The sequence below is a fragment of the Candidatus Chloroploca sp. Khr17 genome (genome assembly GCF_004138165.1).
Taxonomy (GTDB): domain Bacteria; phylum Chloroflexota; class Chloroflexia; order Chloroflexales; family Chloroflexaceae; genus Chloroploca.
The window spans coordinates 1-18,996 of sequence record NZ_RYFF01000026.1 but is presented as its reverse complement, the minus strand read 5'-3'; the positions used below and the strand labels follow the sequence as shown (position 1 = coordinate 18,996).

Here is an 18,996-nt window from a genome sequence, read left to right as displayed (position 1 = left end):
CTGAAGAGCAATCAGCCCTGATTCCGTGCCGCTTTGTACTATTTTGGCAAGCAATCTGCGTTTTTTCTCGTACCGCAACGGCTCCCTGGGACGAGGGAGGCTGGGGGCTACGGCTCAAGGCCGACAGCTCCTAACAATCGCGCTTGTGCTGGCGAGCATAGCTAGCGCAACTATGGGTTTAAGGAGAATTTGATGCCCAGATATGCTCTTCCAAAACAGTTCGTGCCCTTGTTGATCAGTAGCTTGCTTGTCGTTGCCATGCTGATTGGCAACGTCCCAGTTGCAGCTCAGAGTCAACCGCCGAGTCTGGCGGTGAATCGTTCCGTCGTTACGCCGGGGATGCGCCTGACGCTGACGCTCGCTGGGTTTACGCCGCAGATCGATCTCACGGCCCTGTGGAATGGGGGCAGGGTTGCCGATCTTGGCCCAGCCGTAGCTGGCTCATTTACCCGCACCCTCGAGGTGCCCCTCGACGCCCAAGCAGGCCCAGCAACCCTCAGCGTCTGTGCCGCGCTCTCGGATGGCACCTGTTTCACCGGTGAGTTTGCCCAACAAGCCGAGGTGCAACTCCTGGTCGAACCCGGGTTACGCATTGTGCCAGCGGCGCTCTTACGCCGTGCCGCGACGTTTGTCGCCGAATTACGGGGCAGCCCGCTTGTGCCAAACTGGGCCGAGGCCCGCCTGGGCACGGTGGCCCGACCGCTCTATCGCCCCGATCTTGGTGATGTGCCTGCCTACTACGAAATCGAGGTACTTGGTACTCCGACGCTGGGCCAACAGCTTGAACCCAACCAGGCCCCCCCTCCAGCAGACATACCGGCGGGCTTTGTGATCCTCGCCACTGGCGAGCACGATCTGCCCATCCCTCACTGGCATAGTGAAGGCCCTGCGCTAACCGAGCAGATGCGTGCCCAGGCCCAAGCAAATGGTCAGGCTGCGCCCGAACGGTTCTTCAAGCTTGATACGCTCGCCTATGCAGCGCAAGGGCCAAAGGGGGAAGTCGTAGCAACCCTCGGTTCAGAACTGGTGCGCATCGTTGGTGCCTCGCCCGATCTTCACCAGACCTTCACCGAAGATAGTATGATGGAATGGAGCCCTGATCCCGAAGGTGGCGAAGGCACGACCATCGAGCGTGGCCCTGGCACCCCGGATGGTCCGGCCCTACCCGACGGCTTTAGTTTGGCCGAATGGGAGTCGTGGGAAGCGCTCAAGGCGGGCTATACCGAAGCCTATACGCCATATATTGCCAATTTGCGTGATCTAGCTGCCGAGGCCTGGACGTTTGAACGCGAGGCCAGCACGTTTGGCCTTGGCCTCCGTGTTGGCGATATCTACCACTTGCCGCTCGTTGCTGAGACAGGCGCGGCAAGCGCATTAGCCGCCACGCCAACCGTGGCCTTGAGTGGCCCTGGCGAAACATTAGTTGAAGGCGAGTTGGTGGAGAACGAAGGCCCGCTCCCCTTTTATCGCATCACAGTTATCGCGGATCGGCCAGGCACTGACGTCGAACTGATGGCGACCGTTACCTATGAAGACAACACCAGCGAGCAATTCACCTTCTTCATTATTAGCACCCTACCCAACCGTCTCTATCTCCCGCTCGCCCTTGTGGGCAACAGAGCAACCCGCGACCCGTTTGCCCAGTCAGGGGGGCAACTTGCCCAGAGTTGGGGGCCGTGGCGCTTCTGGTGGGCCGGAACGAATGCCGACCAGCGGATCTACCGCCAACTCCGCCGCGACGAAGGCCCCAATACGTCACGCTGCGTCAGCGGCTGCGGCGCCACCGCCTGGGCGATGCTCTTTGGCTGGGTTGACCAGCAAGCCCACAACAACGTCGCCCCGTGGGTCGGCAGTGAAGGCATCTACCGTACCGGAGGCTTTGCGACCGGCTCGCCAGCGGCTATCGCGCCACCGCGGATGAACAACCCGCTTACCACCGAACAGCAAGGCGTTGCGACGATGACCTGGGAGATCCGTGAGCGGATCGGCACCTTCTGCGCAGCCGGCAACGGGGCTACGTTCCCGTGGCGCATGAGCGATGCACGGCGGTACCTCCAGAATCGCAGCCCCAATCCGCTGCGCACTGACTACAGTTCGGTCGGCATCAAACGTGACCGGTTCCGCAACGCCGCCCGTGACTCCATCGTCCTACGGGGAACCCCGGCGATCATCGGTACCGGCTGGCTCAGCCACTACCCACTGGCCTACGGTTATGCCGAACGCACCCGCCGCGTCCGTTCGTGTAACATCTTCGGGCGCAACTGTAGCTGGAAGACCGAATTCCAACGCTCCTTCTTTGTCAACCAGGGCTGGGCTGGCAGCGACGACAACCTCGCCTGGGTCTCTTCGGGAACCTGGTTTGTCGGTCAGATCTACCCGACACGCTAAAGATCGCTTTCGATGCAGCAAGACACGGCCAGCAGAACTGGCCGTGCCTTGCTGCATCAAAAACTTATTCGCACCCAAGCCCCTGCGCCGCATAGAAATCAAGCAAGGGCTGATTGAGCAGGACATCAGGCAAAGCCACTGGTTGCCGCAACAGATCGAGCTCGGTCAGCAGGGTCGCCTGCGCCGCCCACACGTCGGGGTCACTAAAGCCAACACAGCGCTCGCCGGGGCCATGCTGCAACAGGACAATCGTCTCGGCAGCCTCAAAGACGAGTTGATCACGGTCAAGTTCAGGATTATACGTTAAAATCAGATCGACTGCTTCCTCAGGATTGGCAATTGCATCCTGCCATCCACGAAGGGTAGCGGCAACAAAGGCCTGCACCGTACGAGGATGATCCCGCGCAAACGCCGCCGTGGTAAAGAGCGTATCACCCATCATCTGGACACCATAGTCCCGCGCGAGAATCAGATCAACCTCGGCCCCTTCACGGCGGGCCGTAAAAGGCTGATCAGTCGCATAAACCGGCCAAACATCAACCCGACGCTCAAGAAACGGTGCGATATTATAATCGCCCGGGATCTCGGTGATCTGCGTGCGGTCTACCCCGGTGGCCGCCAGCAACGCCAGATACTCGGTCTCGACATTATCGCCGTAGAACATGCCAATGGTGCGTCCTGGAAAATCTTGAGGACCAGCGATCCCCGCGTCGGCATGCACCATAAACGCAACCGGACTCGCCTGGAACCAGGTTGCCAGGGCCACGACATCAATCCCCTGCTCACGCGCCAGAAGCACTGTATCGGCCCCGGTACTGCCAAAATCATCAGCACCAGCCGCCACCAGCGGCAACGGCACCATATCAGGGCTGCCAGGGTGAAGCGTCACCTCAAGGCCGGCCTCCTCATAATAGCCCTTGAGCAACGCCACGATATAACCAGCAAACTGCCACTGCGGAAACCACTGCAACCGCATGCTGACGACTGGCTGCTCGGGGCCATCAGGCACCACCGAGACAGCAGGCTGCGCTGGCGCGCCACAACCGACGACAAGCACCCCTACGAAGACAACCAACCCAACCATAGAACTCACTGCCCGCGACATAGGCCAACCTTTCACCATTGGACACCAACGCACATCAGGTCTCCCTGTTTTTTGCGTTTCTTTGCGTTCTTTTGCGGCAACGAATATGTTATGCCAATAGGCCGTGTGGCCAGGGCGCATTGGAAGACCACAGGTGGCAATCTGCAATCCAAAATCTGCACGCTGAAATGGTATCCTAGCCAGGGCGTCGCCAGAAGACAATCAGGCGCTCGGCAAGCGCAATCGCCCCATGCAGCGACAGGCTAATCAGGGCAGCCAGAACAACCGCCGCAAAGACGCGATCCGTCTGGAGGCGATAGCTTGCAACGCTGACCAGGAAACCGAGGCCGCGCCCACTCCCGGCCAACTCGCTGACGATCGCACCAACCACCGCCAGCGCCGCCGCAACCTTGAGCCCGGCAAAGATGGCTGGCAAGGCTACAGGAATGCGCAAATGCCACAAGAGTTGCCAGGAATGCGCCCCCCACGAACGCATCAAGGCCAGTTGTTCGGGCGAGAGATCGCGCAACCCACGTGCCGCACTGACCAGCACCGGAAAAAAGGCAAACAGGGCCGCCATCGCCACCCGTGGCGCAAGGCCATTGCCCAGCCAGATCGTCAAAAGTGGCGCAAGGGCCGCCGCAGGCACCGCCTGTGAGAGCAAGACCCACGGATAGAAGGCATCCTCGACCGGGCGCGCATGCACAAACGCGACGGCAAGCAACAGCCCCATCGCCGCACCAAGACTTAACCCAAGCAAGGCTGCCGACGCAGTCGCCCAGGCGTGCCCAAAGAGATCGCCCCGCGGATCACCAAAGCTTGCCACGACCTGCGACGGTGTAGGCAGCACATAGCGAGGCACACCAGCCGCAGGGAGGCCCCACTCGAGCACGCTCAGCAGCAACACCATCAGCCCCAGGGCAGCGGCATACCGGCGCAAGAGACGGAACAGCCATGCGGAAACGCGTGGCGTTGCCCGCAGATCACGTGAAAGAGCACGATTCGACATGCTCGTATCGTACCACGAAACCGATCCTCATCACTCCTCACGCTCGGCCAGCTTAGGGCTAAGGCAAAGTCAGCTCGCCAGGGTCGCCGTCGTCGTCAACGGCTCGGCTACCGTCTGCGAAGCCGGCCTTCGCGACCCGTAGCCGAGGGCTTCAGCCCGACGGTGCTCTGGTCAGAGGGCTACGCTGAAAATGGGGGAACCAGGTTCCCCCATTTTCAGCGTAGCCCTACTCGGCCAGCTTGGGCGCATGGATCCCCCGTCGCTCCTCGGGCAAGAGGAGCGCAATGCGCCTCATCAAATCATCGGTCAACCGGGCCATCTGATCCGCCGGGATTTTCGTCCCCACGGGCACCTCAATGCGATACGGCTCACCGATCGTCACATGCACCGGACGGCGCTTGATTGTCCCCCAAAAACCCAGTTCAGTGCCCGTCAACGCCACAGGCACAATCGGCACCTGGGCCTGCATGGCAATGCGCACCGTGCCCCCGCGCCCAGCTCGCAAAACACCCGTTCGCCCGCGGGTACCTTCGGGGAAGATCAACAGAACCTTGCCGGCCCGCAGGGCGGCCACCACCGCATCAAGGGCCGCCAGATCGCGCTGTCCGCGCTTGATCGGCACCACATCCATCGCACGAAATAACAAACCTGTCGCTGGGTTTTGAAAAAGCTCCGCTTTGCCCATCCACGAGAGACGATAGCGAAACGGGAGCATCGCCCCAATAATCGGAATATCAATCCAGTGAACATGGTTCATCGCGATGATCATGCCGCCGGCTTCACGGGGAGGCAACCGCTCGATGCCCTCCACACTCCAGCGAAACCAGCCAATCAGACGCATAAAACCAAGCCAGAGATAGAGCAACCCATACGCAAACTGGACAAACATTAGCGTACCCCCAGACCAGCAACATAAACAAGGTAGCCACCAAGCCATCCACCCACCATCAAGAGCGCCGCACCAAGCACATGAAGACGAAGATAGCCGCGTCGTGCTTCGGCATCCTCAAGCAGATCGGGTTGGCGACGATGACGCAGCAAAGCCAACCCATAGACAAGCAGGGCCGCGATACTGGTAAAGGCATGCGCATTCACCTGACCAATCAGTTCATTCGTGTACAACGCATCAGGCCCAGTCAGATGCCGTGCCGCATCAAACAGGCCCGTGAGCACCGCAACCACACCAGCGAACCAACCGACAAGCAGGCAATGATACGCGCTTGTCACCCATGCGCCCCGCACCTGCCGCAGGGCAAAGAACGTAAAGAGCGTACTGACAAGCAAGAGGGCGATCGGAAAATGAACCGTGATCGGATGCAACACATACATAGGCCATGCTCATAATCTTCAGCGCGACGGATCCGGATCAGCAGCGATCACGACTGGCACAGCGGCAGCAAGCGCCTGCTCGGCTTCCTGCGGATCGCGGAGACGCAGAATATCCTCGCGGGCACGGATGATCGCTGCTGCGGCAGGGGTCCCAAGCATCGCCCCAAGAATGCCCACCAGGATCCCGCCGAGAATCGTCGCAATGAACGTCACGAGAGGATGCAACCGAAGCTGCGAGCTCGCCAGCTTATTCTGGATAATCGTCTGGATAATATTCTGCATCAGCAGTACCACAAAGAGCACCGTAATGGCCGAACCCACACCACCAGACCCGAGCGCGACGAGAAAGGCGAAGATGCCCGAAACAATCGCCCCCAGATAGGGCACATATGACGTTACCATCGTCACCAGACCAATCGTCACGGCCAGTGGCAAACCAAGCAGCGCCATTGTACTGCCAATTGAGACCGACACGACCATACTCGAAAGGGTCAGCGCATAAAAATAGCGCCGCACCGCATTCGTCGTATTGGCGATCACGACTTCCCCCAACGCAGGGGCCAGACCAATATTCCGGGCTAGCCAGCCCACAATACCATGCCAATCTATTAGCAAATAATAAAGCAAGAAAACACCAAGAAAAAGGCCCATAAAAAGCCCGATCATACCCGCAAAGCTGGCCGTAAAGAACGAGCCGACACCCGCCGCAACCTGCGGCACGGCATTCAGTGCATTGGTCACCGCCCAGTCAAACAAGCCAACCGGCAGATCGGCATCAGATGTCCATCGCTCAAGGGCTTGCAAGCCCGACAGCACAAGTTTGCCGATCTGGTCACCCTGACCAAGAATGCCATGAACCGCCAACCAGAGCGCCCCCACCAGAATCACCCCAAGCAATGCCATCACCCCGAGCGCACTGAACAGGCGAGGTACGCGCCGGGCCTCAAGCCAATCAACCAGGGGATAGAAGAGCATCGCAATGACGGTTGCTAGAACCAGCGGCACCACCAGGCTCCCAATCGCACTCATAATGAACAACACCGCGATGGCAAACGCAGCGACCCCGAGATAGAGCCAGCTACGAATGCCGATAGCAACCAACCCTGGACTAACCAGATCCAGTGGTGAACGACGGTCAGGCTTCTGCTCCATCTATGATCATCCTCTCAAGCGTACCCATACCAAGGCCCGCCACGTGTGAACCGTTCCCTATTGTACAGCGTTTTGCCAAGACGGCGATGCGATTGTATCATGTTGCTTCTCAGCGCAAGGCATGCTATATTCGGAGGCAAGCAGAGCATTTACGTGCCCTCTTCATGTTGAGAAAGTTGCGCTATGTTGACCCCCGACGCTGGCCGACTTCCCTTGCCTCCCGATGATGCCGTTTTGCATGATTTCATTGCCGAATTAGCCCGCCTGGTGCGGGCCGAGGCGAGCGAAGCAACCCGGCAGATCGAGCATCTCTGGTCTCAGCCGCTGATGAAACGGGTTGCAGCAGGGCGGGCGATTGATGCTGTCACGATCGTCAAGGTTCACCCTGACGGTCTGGTTGAGCTACGCTGTCGTCGCAACGAATCACGTTTTCGTGAGGGCGACATGCTCTGTTTGAGCCGCGGCGACCCTTTCGCCGAGCCAAACTTCCTTGTCACGCTCGAGCTTGATGAAGAGACGGATCTGCTTGTCTCGACTGATGCACCAGGGATCACGGCGTTTGACTTTGTCGCTCAACCCGATGGCTGGGTGCTCGATGAGGGCTACCTCAATGTGAGCGATTACATCCTGGAGGCACTTGACGAAGCCGCCGATACGGCAGCTGGTCGCGAACGAGTGCTGCCCTTGCTCACCGGGCAGATCCGGCCAAGCCTTGATCTCGAACGCTTTGAATATGCCCTTGAGCGGGCTGAACAGTGGGGGCTTAACACGCAGCAAGCCGATGCGGTTGCGTCGGCGTATGCGAGCGATCTTGCCTACCTGGTTCAGGGGCCTCCGGGAACCGGCAAGACGGTGGTGCTGGCCCGCCTCGCCCAACTCTTGGCCGAAGATGGCGAACGCGTCCTGGTGACGTGCTTTACCCATCGGGCGATCGCCAATGCCTTGAATAAACTGGCCGAGCTCGCCTCACGCGAGGATGCAACACCGGTCACGGCGGTGAAGATCGGGCATGAGTCCCGTGCCGATGGACTACAGGTCGAACATTATGCCACTTTCGACTCGTCGCCGCTCTGCGATCTCTCCGGGGCGTATATTGTTGGCGCAACGCCATTTGCCACCCGCACACGTCGGTTGCAGGGGGTCGAATTCGAGACGGTGATCATTGACGAAGCGAGTCAGATCACGCTCCCGTTGGCGATTATGGCGATGCTCGTGGCGCGGCGGGCCATTTTCGTGGGTGATCATCAGCAACTACCGCCCGTCCTGGCGACGCGCTATGGCGACAAGATGCTGCGCGATTCGGTCTTTGGTGTGCTAGTTGACCGTGGCTTCGATACGATGCTCGAAGAGACCTATCGCCTCAACGATGTGCTGGCCGCCTGGCCAAGCACGACCTTTTATGCGGGACGCCTGGTGCCCGCCGAAGGCATCGGTTCGCGGCGCATCAGCTATGCGCAGCCGCCCGAGCGCTTTGCCAACATTCTTGATCCAGCCACGCCGAAGGTCTTTGTTGATCTTGGGCATCGGAACGCCACCACGCGCAATGAACAGGAAGCGCAACTCGTGGTTGAGCTCATCCTTACCCTGCTGGCGTGCGGAGTAGCGCCTGCCGAAATCGGCGTGGTGACACCTTACCGCGCCCAGAGTCGGGCCATCCGCAATCGGTTGCGTCAGGCCCTGCCCGAGCATAATGCAGAGCGCCGTGCGCTGGTGATCGATACCGTTGAACGCATGCAAGGCCAGGAACGCGATGTGATCATTGTGTCACTGACGAGTTCCGATGCGAGGTTTGTCACTGACGTGGCCGATTTTTTCTTCCAACCTGAACGTCTCAATGTGACGATCACGCGCCCACGTCACAAATTGATTATCGTGGGCAGTCGTCACGTGCTTGAGGCGCGCCCTGGTGAGGCAACATCACAACACGGGCTTGAATTATGGCGTGATCTGCTTGCCAGTTGCGCCCACCCGAGCATCACCTGAGCTCAGCGTTACGAAACCGTTATGGCAAAGATTCTTCCCGAACATCCGGTTGGCTCATATCCACGCGAAACGATTCGCGTCTTTCGGCTCCTCAAACAACTTCCTGAGAGTTTTGTTATCTGGCAACGGCTGACTATCCAGGATCACGGGCCTTCCTTCCTGGTCTATACGCAGGAAGAGCGCTGCGCCTTGATCACTGTCGTCCCTGCCACCCTCACCGATCTGCGTCAGGCGCATCAGCAAGGTCTCTTTGCCGAAGCTATCGTGCCCGGAACCACGGAAACAGAGGCCCTCAATCAGTTTCGGACGCACCTGGATGTTGCCGATGCCCTCGCATCCATTCCTGGCCTCATCCTCTTCCCAGGCATACCGGTCGTCGATCTGCAGGCGGCCCTGGGCGACCCTCCACCAGGCGTTGTCTGGGGTGCCCGCGAGGATCTGACTAGTGAGGCGTTTTTACCCTGGCTCGTGTCCCGGCTTGGTTCGCGCTGCACACCCGAGCATTTCGAGCGCTTGCGACGCGCCTTTAGTCCAGAGATCATTGTTCCTTCCCAGCTTACCATCCGCCAACCACTGGTGCGCGCCACCGAACCAGTGCTGACCGAATATCTGCTCAGTTACCAGCAAGAGTGGGTGCTCAAATATGATCTTGCCCTCTCCGAAGAGGCTGAAGAAGCCAGCCACGAGTTGCACCTGCAACTTGTCAATGGTGTAGCAGGCAGCGGCAAGTCACTGCTCCTGCTCTATCGAGCGCGCTTGCTCCGTCAGTTTTTTCCGCGCAAGCGGATGCTCGTCTTGACCCACAATCGTCCCCTTATCCGCGATCTCCAGCATCGGTATCGCGTCTTAAGCGGGGGCGATCAGGGCGTCGAATGGCGAACTTTTTTGGGGTGGTGCTTCACGTATTGGCCTGCATCGCCCAGGCCGCGTTTGATCAAAGAGTATGAACAGCGTGCGCTTCTGCAGCAAGCCTGGCAGCAACACCTCGCCGATACGTCGATTTCGCTTGATCTCTTCAAGAGCGAAATTGATTGGCTCAAAGATCGTTTGATTACGACACGCCAGGGCTATCGCGAGGCCGATCGCAGTGGCCGCGGCTTTGCGCTCAAAGAATCGATGCGTGACCGCGTGTACGAGGCGATTCTGACCTATCAGCACCTGTTGAACGCAAAAGAAAGGCTCGATTTTGGTGATGTGCCGCGCCGTATCTGGCGCGCTTTGATCGAAGAAGACCCGCACATACCAACCTATGATGTTATCTTGATTGACGAGGCTCAGTTTTTTGCCCCGATCTGGTTTGCGATTATCAAGCGCGTTTTGCCAGTGCAGCGGGGGCAGATTTTTCTGGTCGCCGATCCGACCCAGGGCTTCCTCAAACGACGCCAATCATGGCTCGCCAGTGGCTTCAATGTACGTGGTCATACCCGCCGTCTTGACCGGTGTTATCGTACAACCAGAGAGATTCTGGCCTTTGCGACCCGCTTCTATCAGCACCGCCTACCCGACGATGAAGAGGCACTCATTGCCGCCAATGTGCAGCAAACGCCGAGTGGCTTGCCGCCTAACGTCGTTGCCCTCACCAGTGAACAGGATGAACTCACGCGGGTCGTCAAGGAGGTCAAGGCACTGGTTGCGGCTGAGACACCGCTTGAGCATATCTTGATTTTGCACGCCGACTGGCAAGGCGCGAACCGGCTGCTCACCCGACTCAGGGCTGAATTTGGGACGGCGCATGTGACCCATCCCAAAGAAGGAGTGCAGCCGGAACAGATCCGCGTCTGCCAACTTGGTTCAGCGACTGGCCTGGAGAGCCCGATTGTCTTTCTTGTCGGCATCCATCGTCTGCTTGAAGCCGAAGGGAGCCTGCGGTTATCTGAAGAGGAACGAGCCGAGCAGATCCGCGATAATACCCGCAAGCTCTATATGGCGATGACCCGTGCAGGCCAGCGCCTGGTCGTAACCTATGTGGGCGAAGTGCCGAGTGCGCTAGGGGAGCCCCACACGTAAAAGCACCCACGCACCCAGGAAAGTCGCGATACTTGAGATCTTTGCGCCTTTGGACAAGGTTTCAAACAAGCTTGACCATTCACAGACAGTAGCACCGACTTCCAGCCGGTGGGACTTCCTGACCGCTGCACAATCGTTGCGGTAAAGGCGTCCGCCAGGTGGGTAGCACCGGCTTCCAGCAGGGCGATTGCATCTTCCGTGCATGCACCCCACCAGGGCACCCGCAAGGGGTGCCCCCTACACCGATCCCGGCCCCCGGCCCTGTAGGGGCACCCCTTGCGGGTGCCCTTGCGGGTGCCCTTGCGGGTGCCCTTGCGGGTGCCCTTGCGGGTGCCCTTGCGGGTGCCCTTGCGGGTGCCCTTGCGGGCGCCTCGTTGTTGCCGGGTGCCGCCGTTTGCGCCGCTGGTTGCATGCACATGCTGCCACATAGAGCGTCTTTTTTATCCGGTTTCATATGATGCAATCGCCCTAGGCTTCCAGCCGGTGGGACTTCCTGACCGCTGCACAATCGTTGCGGTAAAGGCGTCCGCCACCAGGTGGGTAGCACCGGCTTCCAGCCGGTGGGGCTTCCTGAGCGGCTTCCAGCCGGTGCTACCAAACGGTCAAGCTGATCGGGCCATTCTGAAACCTTGCCTTACGTCAAAACTAGCTGTACCTGACCCGCGGTGCTTTCGGCCAGGTGCGCGCTGATGCGATCAACGTCCGTGACGGGCAGGCGTGCCATGATGACGACGGTCGCCCCAAAGACTTCGTCATCAATCAACGCCTGGGCGTGTTCGAGGATGCGGCGCACGGTTGCATAGAGGCTGTAGTCTATTTCGATGCGCAGGCGCTGCAAGACGACGTGTTCGCCGCGGGGTAACACAGCAAGCACAGCCCGCACCGCATCGCTATAGGCGCGTACCAAGCCTCCAGTGCCAAGCAAGGTTCCGCCAAAGTAGCGCGTTACAACAACGGTGACATCGCCCAGATCGGCCCCGCGCAACACGGCGAGCATCGGGCGTCCGGCGGTGCCCGAGGGCTCGCCGTCGTCGCTCATACCGGCGGTGACGCTGGCTCCGTAGCCGACCAGGTAGGCAAAACAGTGGTGCGTCGCGTCGGGCTCGGCGGTACGAATGGCCGCAATGAAGGCTTTGGCCGCGTCCACGTCGGGGGTATAGCCCGCACGACTGATGAAGCGTGAATTGGTGACCATCAACTCGGTGGTGGCACGTGCGGCAGGAATAGGATAGCGGGTTTCGCGACTCATCAGGATGTTCCAATATGCTATACTACGCAGAAGTTCAGAGAAAGGGACAAACATGCAACCAGTTGCCACCTTTTCCATCGTTGCCTTCGATCCTGAGCAGGGCGATGTTGGTGTGGCGGTTCAATCCAAGTTTCTTGCCGTTGGCTCGGTTGTCCCCTGGGCCCAGGCCGGTGTCGGTGGCCTTGCCACCCAGGCATGGGCCAATATTCGCTATGGCCCCGACGGGCTAAAACTGCTGGCCGAGGGGCTCTCAGCCGAACAGGTCTGTGACCAATTGATTGCCGATGATCCTGGGCGCGATCAGCGCCAGCTCGGCATCGTTGATGCCCAAGGCCGAGTTGCCGCCTACACCGGCAGTGCTTGCATGCCCTGGGCAGGGCACTATCTCGGCGCTGGCTATACCGTGCAAGGCAATATCCTCGCCGGGGCCAGGGTCGCCGAGGCGATCGCCGAGGCCTTTGAAATGGCCCAGGGTGAACTCGCCGAACGCCTGGTCATTGCGCTGGCTGCCGGTGAAGCTGCCGGCGGTGATCGCCGCGGGCGCCAGGCCGCCGCACTCTATGTCGCACGCGCTGGCGGTGCCTATGGTGGCAATCATGATCGTTATGTCGATTTGCGCGTTGACGATCACCCAGATCCGATTGTTGAACTCGAACGCCTCCTCCGACTCCATCGGCTCTATCTTACCACGTCAGATCCGGCCACGCTGCTGCCGATTACGCCCGAATTGACGTGCGAGATCCAGACGATGCTCAGCGAGGCGGGCTATTACGGCGGCCCTGCTGATGGCAAGTTCGAGACCCTAACCCGCAGCGCCCTTGAGACCTACGGCGGGGTTGAAAATCTCGAAATGCGCCTCACCAGTCTCGATGAGCATAAAATCGACCCGCTGGTGCTCGATTTTATGCGCCGCAAGCAGGGTTGAGCTTGCTTGCATCCAGGGCCGCAGACCCCTAAGAATCGCGCTTGTGCAGGCGAACATGACCAACAAAGCTGGTCATGTTCGCCTGCACAAGCATGGACCGCAGCCCCCCGCTACTGCACGTGCCAAACGTGAACGATCGGCACGGCCCCATCGCCATAGAGTTCCACCACGTACAAGTAGCCGTTTTGTCGGTCAAAGGCGACGTCGCCAATGCGGTTGCGCCGCTGATCGCCCCAACCTAGCTCAAAGACATCCCACTCAGGAGGGGCAAAGTACAAATACTGATCAATGTCAAGCACCGCATACGGCTGCGGCTCCCAGGCTTGCAAGGTGCCCGCAGCAACCTCGGCCAGATCGCCCGGATCGTAGAGAATCAATTGAGCATCGTGGCGCGTGCTCCACCACCCACGCGCACTGACACAGTCCACACCTTCGGTACAGCAATGCACAACTTCTGATGCCGGACATTCGTCGCCATTCGCCAACCGACAGGGCCAGAAGTCCCCAATGACAGCCATATCCACGCACGCCGCAGACGGGTCGGTTGGGTGAATGTAACCATACCAGTAGCGACTGCCGGTTGCTTTGGTGCCCGCAAAAAGCACGGCTGCTTTGCCCGATGAGGTGGTAAGCCAGGCACCACCTTCCCATGCATCGGCATGCTGATAATTGTTCAGGCTGCGTGTGATGACGCTGGTTTGCATCGCGCTTTCGTAGAGCAGCAACGGTGTTTCCAGCAGATGTGTGCCCGATACCGGTGCGACGCCGCCCGCTAGCCAGGGACGATAGGCGATCAGGGCTGGCCCCATGCCGCCGAGCCCACCGGGGCTAAAGCGGCCAGTGGCAAGGTAACCGCCTTGCACATGCAGATCAGCCCAGTCAGTGGGAAGATCGAACAGATACCCATTGACACTGTTGGGGTTTTGATCACCAATAAACCACTCACCCTGAAAATCAGGATGCGCCAGATCGGGATTGATCCACGCCTGAGAGGGCAGAAAGTCTTCGCGTTGCTGCAAGTGTTGCCCCCAGGTGAGATGGAGCCTGGGGCCGGTATCCGGGTGCGCGAGGTATTGCATGCCCACTTTGGGCACGGTGCTCAAGGCGACAAAATGCCCGTCGGTCACATTCGCAAAGCCCTGCAGAAGATCGGCATAGGGCAAATCATCCACATTGCGTGAGTTGACCGGGACGGGGATCGCAATTTCGGCAAACTGGCTGCCATTCAGCCATGTATCGGTCCGATCATGGCCCGTCAGAAAGAGTGACCCACCAAAAGCATCCGTGTTGGGACTGTCACCATCGGGATTGAAGGTCATCGCATTGCCGCCATAGGCCAAGGTGCGCGGCGGGTCGGCATCATCGCCGGGCAACCGGAATGCGCCCAGATAGGTGAAGTCCTGCAGTTGCACCAAACCATCGCCCGCTGGCGGCTGAATGGTAATCGTATGATCAGCACTGGCGGTATGCGCACCAGCGCAGTTGCTGGCCGTGACGTTGATCGCTCTGCTGCCAACAGTAGCCCATTGATACGTTGCGCTGGTTGTATGCTGCCCGTTTTGGGGTTCCGGCGACCAGGTATAGGCAATGGGCGTGGTCGCATTCGCTGGCAGAAGATTCGCAGTAAAAGTGGCGACCGTATTAGTAACACCAGTGGTCGGGCCGGTGATAGTGACACCGGTCAGCGGCACGGCACATGCAGGCGGCTGGGATGCAGCCTGTCTCAATATGCTCGGCAGGTATACCCTGGAATCGGTCGGTGGGCTATCACTTTGCCAGCGATGGTACGCGACGTTGAGCAGCGGCACAAATTCCGCCGTAGCTTTTTGATGCCCGGCCGTCGTCGGATGGCTATCGCCGCTCGGATAGGCTGCGTAGTTATTGTTGACCGTTTGCAGGTGTTGCACCGCGCCGTTCCACCAGCGGTGATGATTGCCTGTCTCGGCACCCGCATCATTCGTAGCCACGTCGCCGCCATTGCTGGTCAGAACATTGTAGTAATCGAACACCGCCACATTGCGATGAGCATAGTCGACGAGCCAGGTGTTGACCAGCCACGTATTAAAGGCGCGGGCATTGAGCGCATGTTCGGCACTGGTATCACCCTGCATCAAGGGCGGTGCCGTGATAACGACAAAGAGCTTATCCTGGCGGGTGGCAAAATAGGCAAGCAGGTCATTATAGACAGCTTTGGCATTGGCGACCGTGTAATCTTCGTTTGGCGTTGAGGCCGGTGGATCGTCGGGGTTGCCGCCCAGGTCGGAATTGGGAAAACAGGACTTGAACATGACGATCTGGTTTTCGCCGCCGGGGTCAGAGGCAAGGCGCGGCCAGGCTCCAAAACAATCGTCCGAGGGCGAGGTCGGGTTGCAGATATGCTGGTCATTTTCGGCAAAGAGTGCCGCCAGGATGGTATCGCGGTTGGGGCCAGTAAACCACGTGGGCCAGTTGGGAATATCGGTATTGCTCCCGATCTGATCAGGCCCCCAGCCATAATTGGTGGCACTAACAAAATAGTTATTCTCCATCAAAGCCCGGCCCAGACCACCATAGGGCTGATCCTCATTAGGATCAGCCAGCCAGTTGCCGCCCGTCGAATGATGAATGAAGATCAGCTTCACCGGATGCGCAGGTGGGTCGGGGGTATTGGCCAGAGACACCGCCGGGCCAGGGGAGCCCTCGGTTTCCGCACGTGACGCACCGGAAACCAACGCCAACGTACTTCCGACCGGCAACCGCAACAGCAACGAACCCACCAGGCTCAGCAACGCAACGACAATGATGAACAAACTGGCACGCACTGTTCGGGAAAGCATGGACCCCTCCTTTGGAGTCAGGCTGGTATGCTTATCTTAGCACTCAGTTCGTATTATGTAAAGCATTAGAATGTGCTTGGTAGTGCAACGCGACTGATCGTAACGGTCACTTCCAGGGCTGTTGCAACGTCATTTCGATCGTCCGCAGATGACGCAGATTACAGCTTCCGCATCTGCGTAATCTGCGTCATCTGCGGACTTTATCTAATCCTCCTGGGACTTTGCATGATACTGCTGGCAAACCCCTCCTGGGAGACGCGCTCACGTCGCGACCGGCGCCAAGCGCGCAAAGGCCGAGGTGCGCGTGCGCGCCTGCGGCACCTCGGCCAGCCATGCCGCAACCCGTATGAAATTGAGCGCGGCCGCAACCAGGAAGTGCATCAGGCGCGTCTTCAGGTAGCCGATGTAGCGCGACTGGCGCATCCCACTGACCCGTACCCCTTGCGAGATACTGCCCTCAATCCCCGCCCGGTCGGCATACACGGTCTTGAAGGCCTCGGTCTGCTGGCGCGTGCGGGCCCCGTGGAGCGCTTCATAGTGCGCTCGCTCATGCACCAGCAAGGAGCGCGGCCCCTGCGCGTTTCCCAGGCATGGGGTGCGTGCCGGACATGCGGCACAGGTTGACTTGTCAAAGCGGATGGCCACCGAGGGCCGGCCCTCGTGATCCGCACTCGCCGTCCAGCTGCGGCTCACCTGTCCCTGCGGACAGGTCGCCTGCTCCGCGTCCCAATCCAGCACAAAGCAAGAGCCCGCAAACCCTTCCTTGGCCTTGGCCCGCCAGCCCGGTTCGGGCGGGGTTGGACCGACCAGATCGATGTCCGCCTGCTGACTCGTCAGCAGGTTCTCGGCACACACATAGCCGGCATCCACCAGGTGTTCGGTGGGTGCGAGGCCGCGCGTCTCCAACTGCTGCTGAATGATGGCAGGCATCGTGTTGTCTGCCGTGGTCGCCGGCGTGGTGGTCACATCGGTGAACAGGTGGGGCGCATCATCATCACAGCTTTCGGTCAGATGCACCTTGTAGCCGACCCAGCTGGTTTCGCGCTTCTTGCTGAAGCGGGCATCGACATCAGAGGGCGTGCAGATTAATTGTGGGGCTGGAGGCAGATCCTCAGCCACCCGCCAGCGCATCGGTGCCTCGGGCGGTTCGGCGTAAAACTGCTGGAGCCAGACCAGGCGAAGGATCTGCACGGCAGGCAATGCACGCAGGGCTGGGTCAGTCGCCGGATCCCAGAGCCGATGCAAAAGCTCGCGACCATCGGTTCCCCATTCCTCTGCCAGGGCATAGCGGTCGGCTTTGGCCTCAGGCAGGCGATATTCGTCAATGCGGCGTCCATAGCGGGTATACCACTCGGCGGGCACCCAGGACGTGAGCCATGCGGGGGCGCTGGTCGCCAGGGTATTAAGCGCGTGACGCACGGTTTCGCCGATACACTCGAGCCGATTGAGGACGTGAATGGCGGCCAAGACATGGGTGGCATCGGTGCGCTGGCGGCCTTTGCCCTTAACCAGTCCCTGCTCTTTGAACAGCAGGAGCATCTGTTCAAAGAGACGCTGTTCCGCGCCTCCGGCGACCAGGCGGGCACGAAAGTCGCAGAGCACCGAGGCATCAAAGCCGGGGTCAGTCAGTTCGAGGGCAAGGGCATACTTCCAGTCGATGCGCGCACGCACCGCGTCGGCGGCCTGGCGGTCAGACAGGTTCTCGGCAAACTGCATCACGCTGATGAGCGCAAGGTGGGCCGGCGCTTGCGCGGGTGCGCCGTCCCTCGGAAAGAGGTCGGCAAAATCGCGATTGGCATAGATCGGGCCAAGGGTGTCACGCATCCGCATATAGGGATTGCCTTTGGGGAAGGCGGCATGGGCGACCCGTGCGGTCTCGTTCGGAATACAGGAAAACAGGGGGGCATGCAATGACATCGGTAACCTCCAATCCCTACGCAGCAACCCAACTGTCTGCGGCTCGTATGACCAAGCATAGCACAAACGAGGTGGTTTTGCGCAGACGCCATCAGCGCAGGAGCCCGCTGAGGAGGGGTTTGCCAGCAGTATCTTTGCATCAGCCCTGTTGGGATCAGCCAGCCAGTTGCCGCCGGTCGAATGATGTGCTACCCTACGTTCAGATGCTCAGGCACTCGTGCAACTCGCCCTGAGCCTTCGGAGGTTGTGGCAGGCAACGTCAGTGGAAGGCAATACCCGTGCCTCGCTTTACCTACTCATACCACGCTCATGAGGAGATGGAGCATCGCAGGATCCCACAGTCCCTCGTAGATTCCGTCCTCGAAAACCCTCAGCAGGTAGTGCCAGAGGGCAATGGACGAGTTGCCTACCAATCTCAGGTTGATTTTGGTGGGGGCAAGATCTTCTTGCTCCGTGCCGTTGTGGTTGACACTATTGACCTTCGGGAACCCGCCGCAAGCCGCCGCCCTTTAGGGCGTGCGGTTAGGCGGGTTTCTCGCTGGCTTTAGCCAGAACAGCGAACATCCTTGCGGTTGTTGTCATTCTCTGCTATACTGTCAATATAGAAATCAACAACTGCAAGGCAGGGCGATGGAGTACCAGCGCGACGAACACCGGGTTCATCTCATCCTCTATCACCTCGTCTGGACGCCGAAGCGCCGCAAGGCTGTCCTCAAAGATGCGATTGCCGTAGACTGTCGGCGGCTGATTGAGCAGAAGTGCGCCGAGCAGGGATGGGAGATCGTGGAGCTGGCGATCCAACCCGATCATATCCATCTGTTCGTGCGCGTTTGGCCGAGCGTTTCGGCTGCCGACGTGGTGAAGGCGGTCAAGGGTCTCACCTCTCACGAGCTACGCGAACGTTATGCCGTCTTGCGGAAACTTCCGTCACTTTGGACGCGCTCCTACTTTGCCGCGACGGTCGGGAACGTCTCGAATGAAACCGTGCAGCGGTACATCGCCGCCCAAAAGGGACTCTAGCCAATGGAGCGCAAAGCCTTTCGCTACCGGCTCTATCCCTCCCGCGCCCAGGAGCGGCTGCTTGATGCCACGCTTGAAACGTGTCGTCGCTTCTATAACGATTGCCTCGCAGAGCGC

The 18,996-nt window shown here is 59.6% G+C and carries 14 protein-coding genes; 6 read left to right on the top strand and 8 right to left on the bottom strand.

Annotated features, from left to right (window positions below; genetic code table 11):
* The first annotated feature begins 192 nt into the window (after nucleotides 1-192).
* Nucleotides 193-2,388 (top strand): hypothetical protein, encoded by a 2,196-nt coding sequence (locus EKD05_RS15330; RefSeq protein WP_129674254.1) that lies wholly within the window; start codon nucleotides 193-195, stop codon nucleotides 2,386-2,388.
* Nucleotides 2,389-2,452: 64 nt separating this feature from the next.
* Here EKD05_RS15330 and EKD05_RS15325 read toward each other — a convergent pair whose 3' ends face one another.
* From EKD05_RS15325 to EKD05_RS15305, 5 genes are all read right to left on the bottom strand, one after another.
* On the bottom strand, nucleotides 2,453-3,472 hold the full coding sequence (locus EKD05_RS15325) for an ABC transporter substrate-binding protein (protein WP_240695803.1): 1,020 nt from the start codon (nucleotides 3,470-3,472) through the stop codon (nucleotides 2,453-2,455).
* Between the two features lie 196 nt (nucleotides 3,473-3,668).
* Nucleotides 3,669-4,481, bottom strand: coding sequence for an ABC transporter permease (locus tag EKD05_RS15320; RefSeq protein WP_129674250.1), 813 nt, complete (start codon nucleotides 4,479-4,481; stop codon nucleotides 3,669-3,671).
* A 226-nt stretch (nucleotides 4,482-4,707) separates the two neighbouring features.
* Nucleotides 4,708-5,370 carry a 1-acyl-sn-glycerol-3-phosphate acyltransferase gene (locus EKD05_RS15315; protein ID WP_129674248.1) on the bottom strand — a complete coding sequence of 221 codons (663 nt, stop codon included), beginning with the start codon at nucleotides 5,368-5,370 and terminating at the stop codon, nucleotides 4,708-4,710.
* Entirely contained in the window at nucleotides 5,370-5,810 is a 441-nt protein-coding gene (locus EKD05_RS15310) for a DUF2231 domain-containing protein (RefSeq protein WP_129674246.1), read from the bottom strand. Before EKD05_RS15310 ends, EKD05_RS15315 begins: the two co-directional genes overlap by 1 nt.
* A gap of 18 nt (nucleotides 5,811-5,828) precedes the next feature.
* Nucleotides 5,829-6,962 (bottom strand): AI-2E family transporter, encoded by a 1,134-nt coding sequence (locus EKD05_RS15305; protein ID WP_129674244.1) that lies wholly within the window; start codon nucleotides 6,960-6,962, stop codon nucleotides 5,829-5,831.
* 183 nt (nucleotides 6,963-7,145) lie between these two features.
* On the opposite strand from EKD05_RS15305, the gene EKD05_RS15300 reads away from it, so the two are divergent.
* Together EKD05_RS15300 and EKD05_RS15295 are read left to right on the top strand one after the other, a co-directional pair.
* Nucleotides 7,146-8,945 carry a DEAD/DEAH box helicase gene (locus tag EKD05_RS15300; protein WP_129674242.1) on the top strand — a complete coding sequence of 600 codons (1,800 nt, stop codon included), beginning with the start codon at nucleotides 7,146-7,148 and terminating at the stop codon, nucleotides 8,943-8,945.
* Nucleotides 8,946-8,966: 21 nt separating this feature from the next.
* Nucleotides 8,967-10,952 carry a UvrD-helicase domain-containing protein gene (locus EKD05_RS15295; protein WP_129674240.1) on the top strand — a complete coding sequence of 662 codons (1,986 nt, stop codon included), beginning with the start codon at nucleotides 8,967-8,969 and terminating at the stop codon, nucleotides 10,950-10,952.
* 634 nt (nucleotides 10,953-11,586) lie between these two features.
* Here the strand turns inward: EKD05_RS15295 and EKD05_RS15285 are convergent.
* Nucleotides 11,587-12,201 carry a YigZ family protein gene (locus EKD05_RS15285; protein WP_129674238.1) on the bottom strand — a complete coding sequence of 205 codons (615 nt, stop codon included), beginning with the start codon at nucleotides 12,199-12,201 and terminating at the stop codon, nucleotides 11,587-11,589.
* 52 nt (nucleotides 12,202-12,253) lie between these two features.
* On the opposite strand from EKD05_RS15285, the gene EKD05_RS15280 reads away from it, so the two are divergent.
* Nucleotides 12,254-13,126, top strand: coding sequence for a DUF1028 domain-containing protein (locus EKD05_RS15280; RefSeq protein ID WP_129674236.1), 873 nt, complete (start codon nucleotides 12,254-12,256; stop codon nucleotides 13,124-13,126).
* A 110-nt stretch (nucleotides 13,127-13,236) separates the two neighbouring features.
* On the opposite strand, the gene EKD05_RS15275 is transcribed toward EKD05_RS15280, so the two are convergent.
* Nucleotides 13,237-15,942 carry a hypothetical protein gene (locus EKD05_RS15275; protein WP_129674234.1) on the bottom strand — a complete coding sequence of 902 codons (2,706 nt, stop codon included), beginning with the start codon at nucleotides 15,940-15,942 and terminating at the stop codon, nucleotides 13,237-13,239.
* A gap of 261 nt (nucleotides 15,943-16,203) precedes the next feature.
* Nucleotides 16,204-17,859 carry an IS1182 family transposase gene (locus EKD05_RS15270; protein ID WP_129674232.1) on the bottom strand — a complete coding sequence of 552 codons (1,656 nt, stop codon included), beginning with the start codon at nucleotides 17,857-17,859 and terminating at the stop codon, nucleotides 16,204-16,206.
* Between the two features lie 630 nt (nucleotides 17,860-18,489).
* Here EKD05_RS15270 and tnpA point away from each other — a divergent pair.
* Nucleotides 18,490-18,879, top strand: a complete 390-nt coding sequence (tnpA, locus tag EKD05_RS15260) for an IS200/IS605 family transposase (protein ID WP_129674228.1) — start codon at nucleotides 18,490-18,492, stop codon at nucleotides 18,877-18,879.
* A gap of 3 nt (nucleotides 18,880-18,882) precedes the next feature.
* Nucleotides 18,883-18,996: helix-turn-helix domain-containing protein (locus EKD05_RS15255; RefSeq protein ID WP_165360756.1), on the top strand; the 114-nt coding region annotated here is incomplete at its 3' end.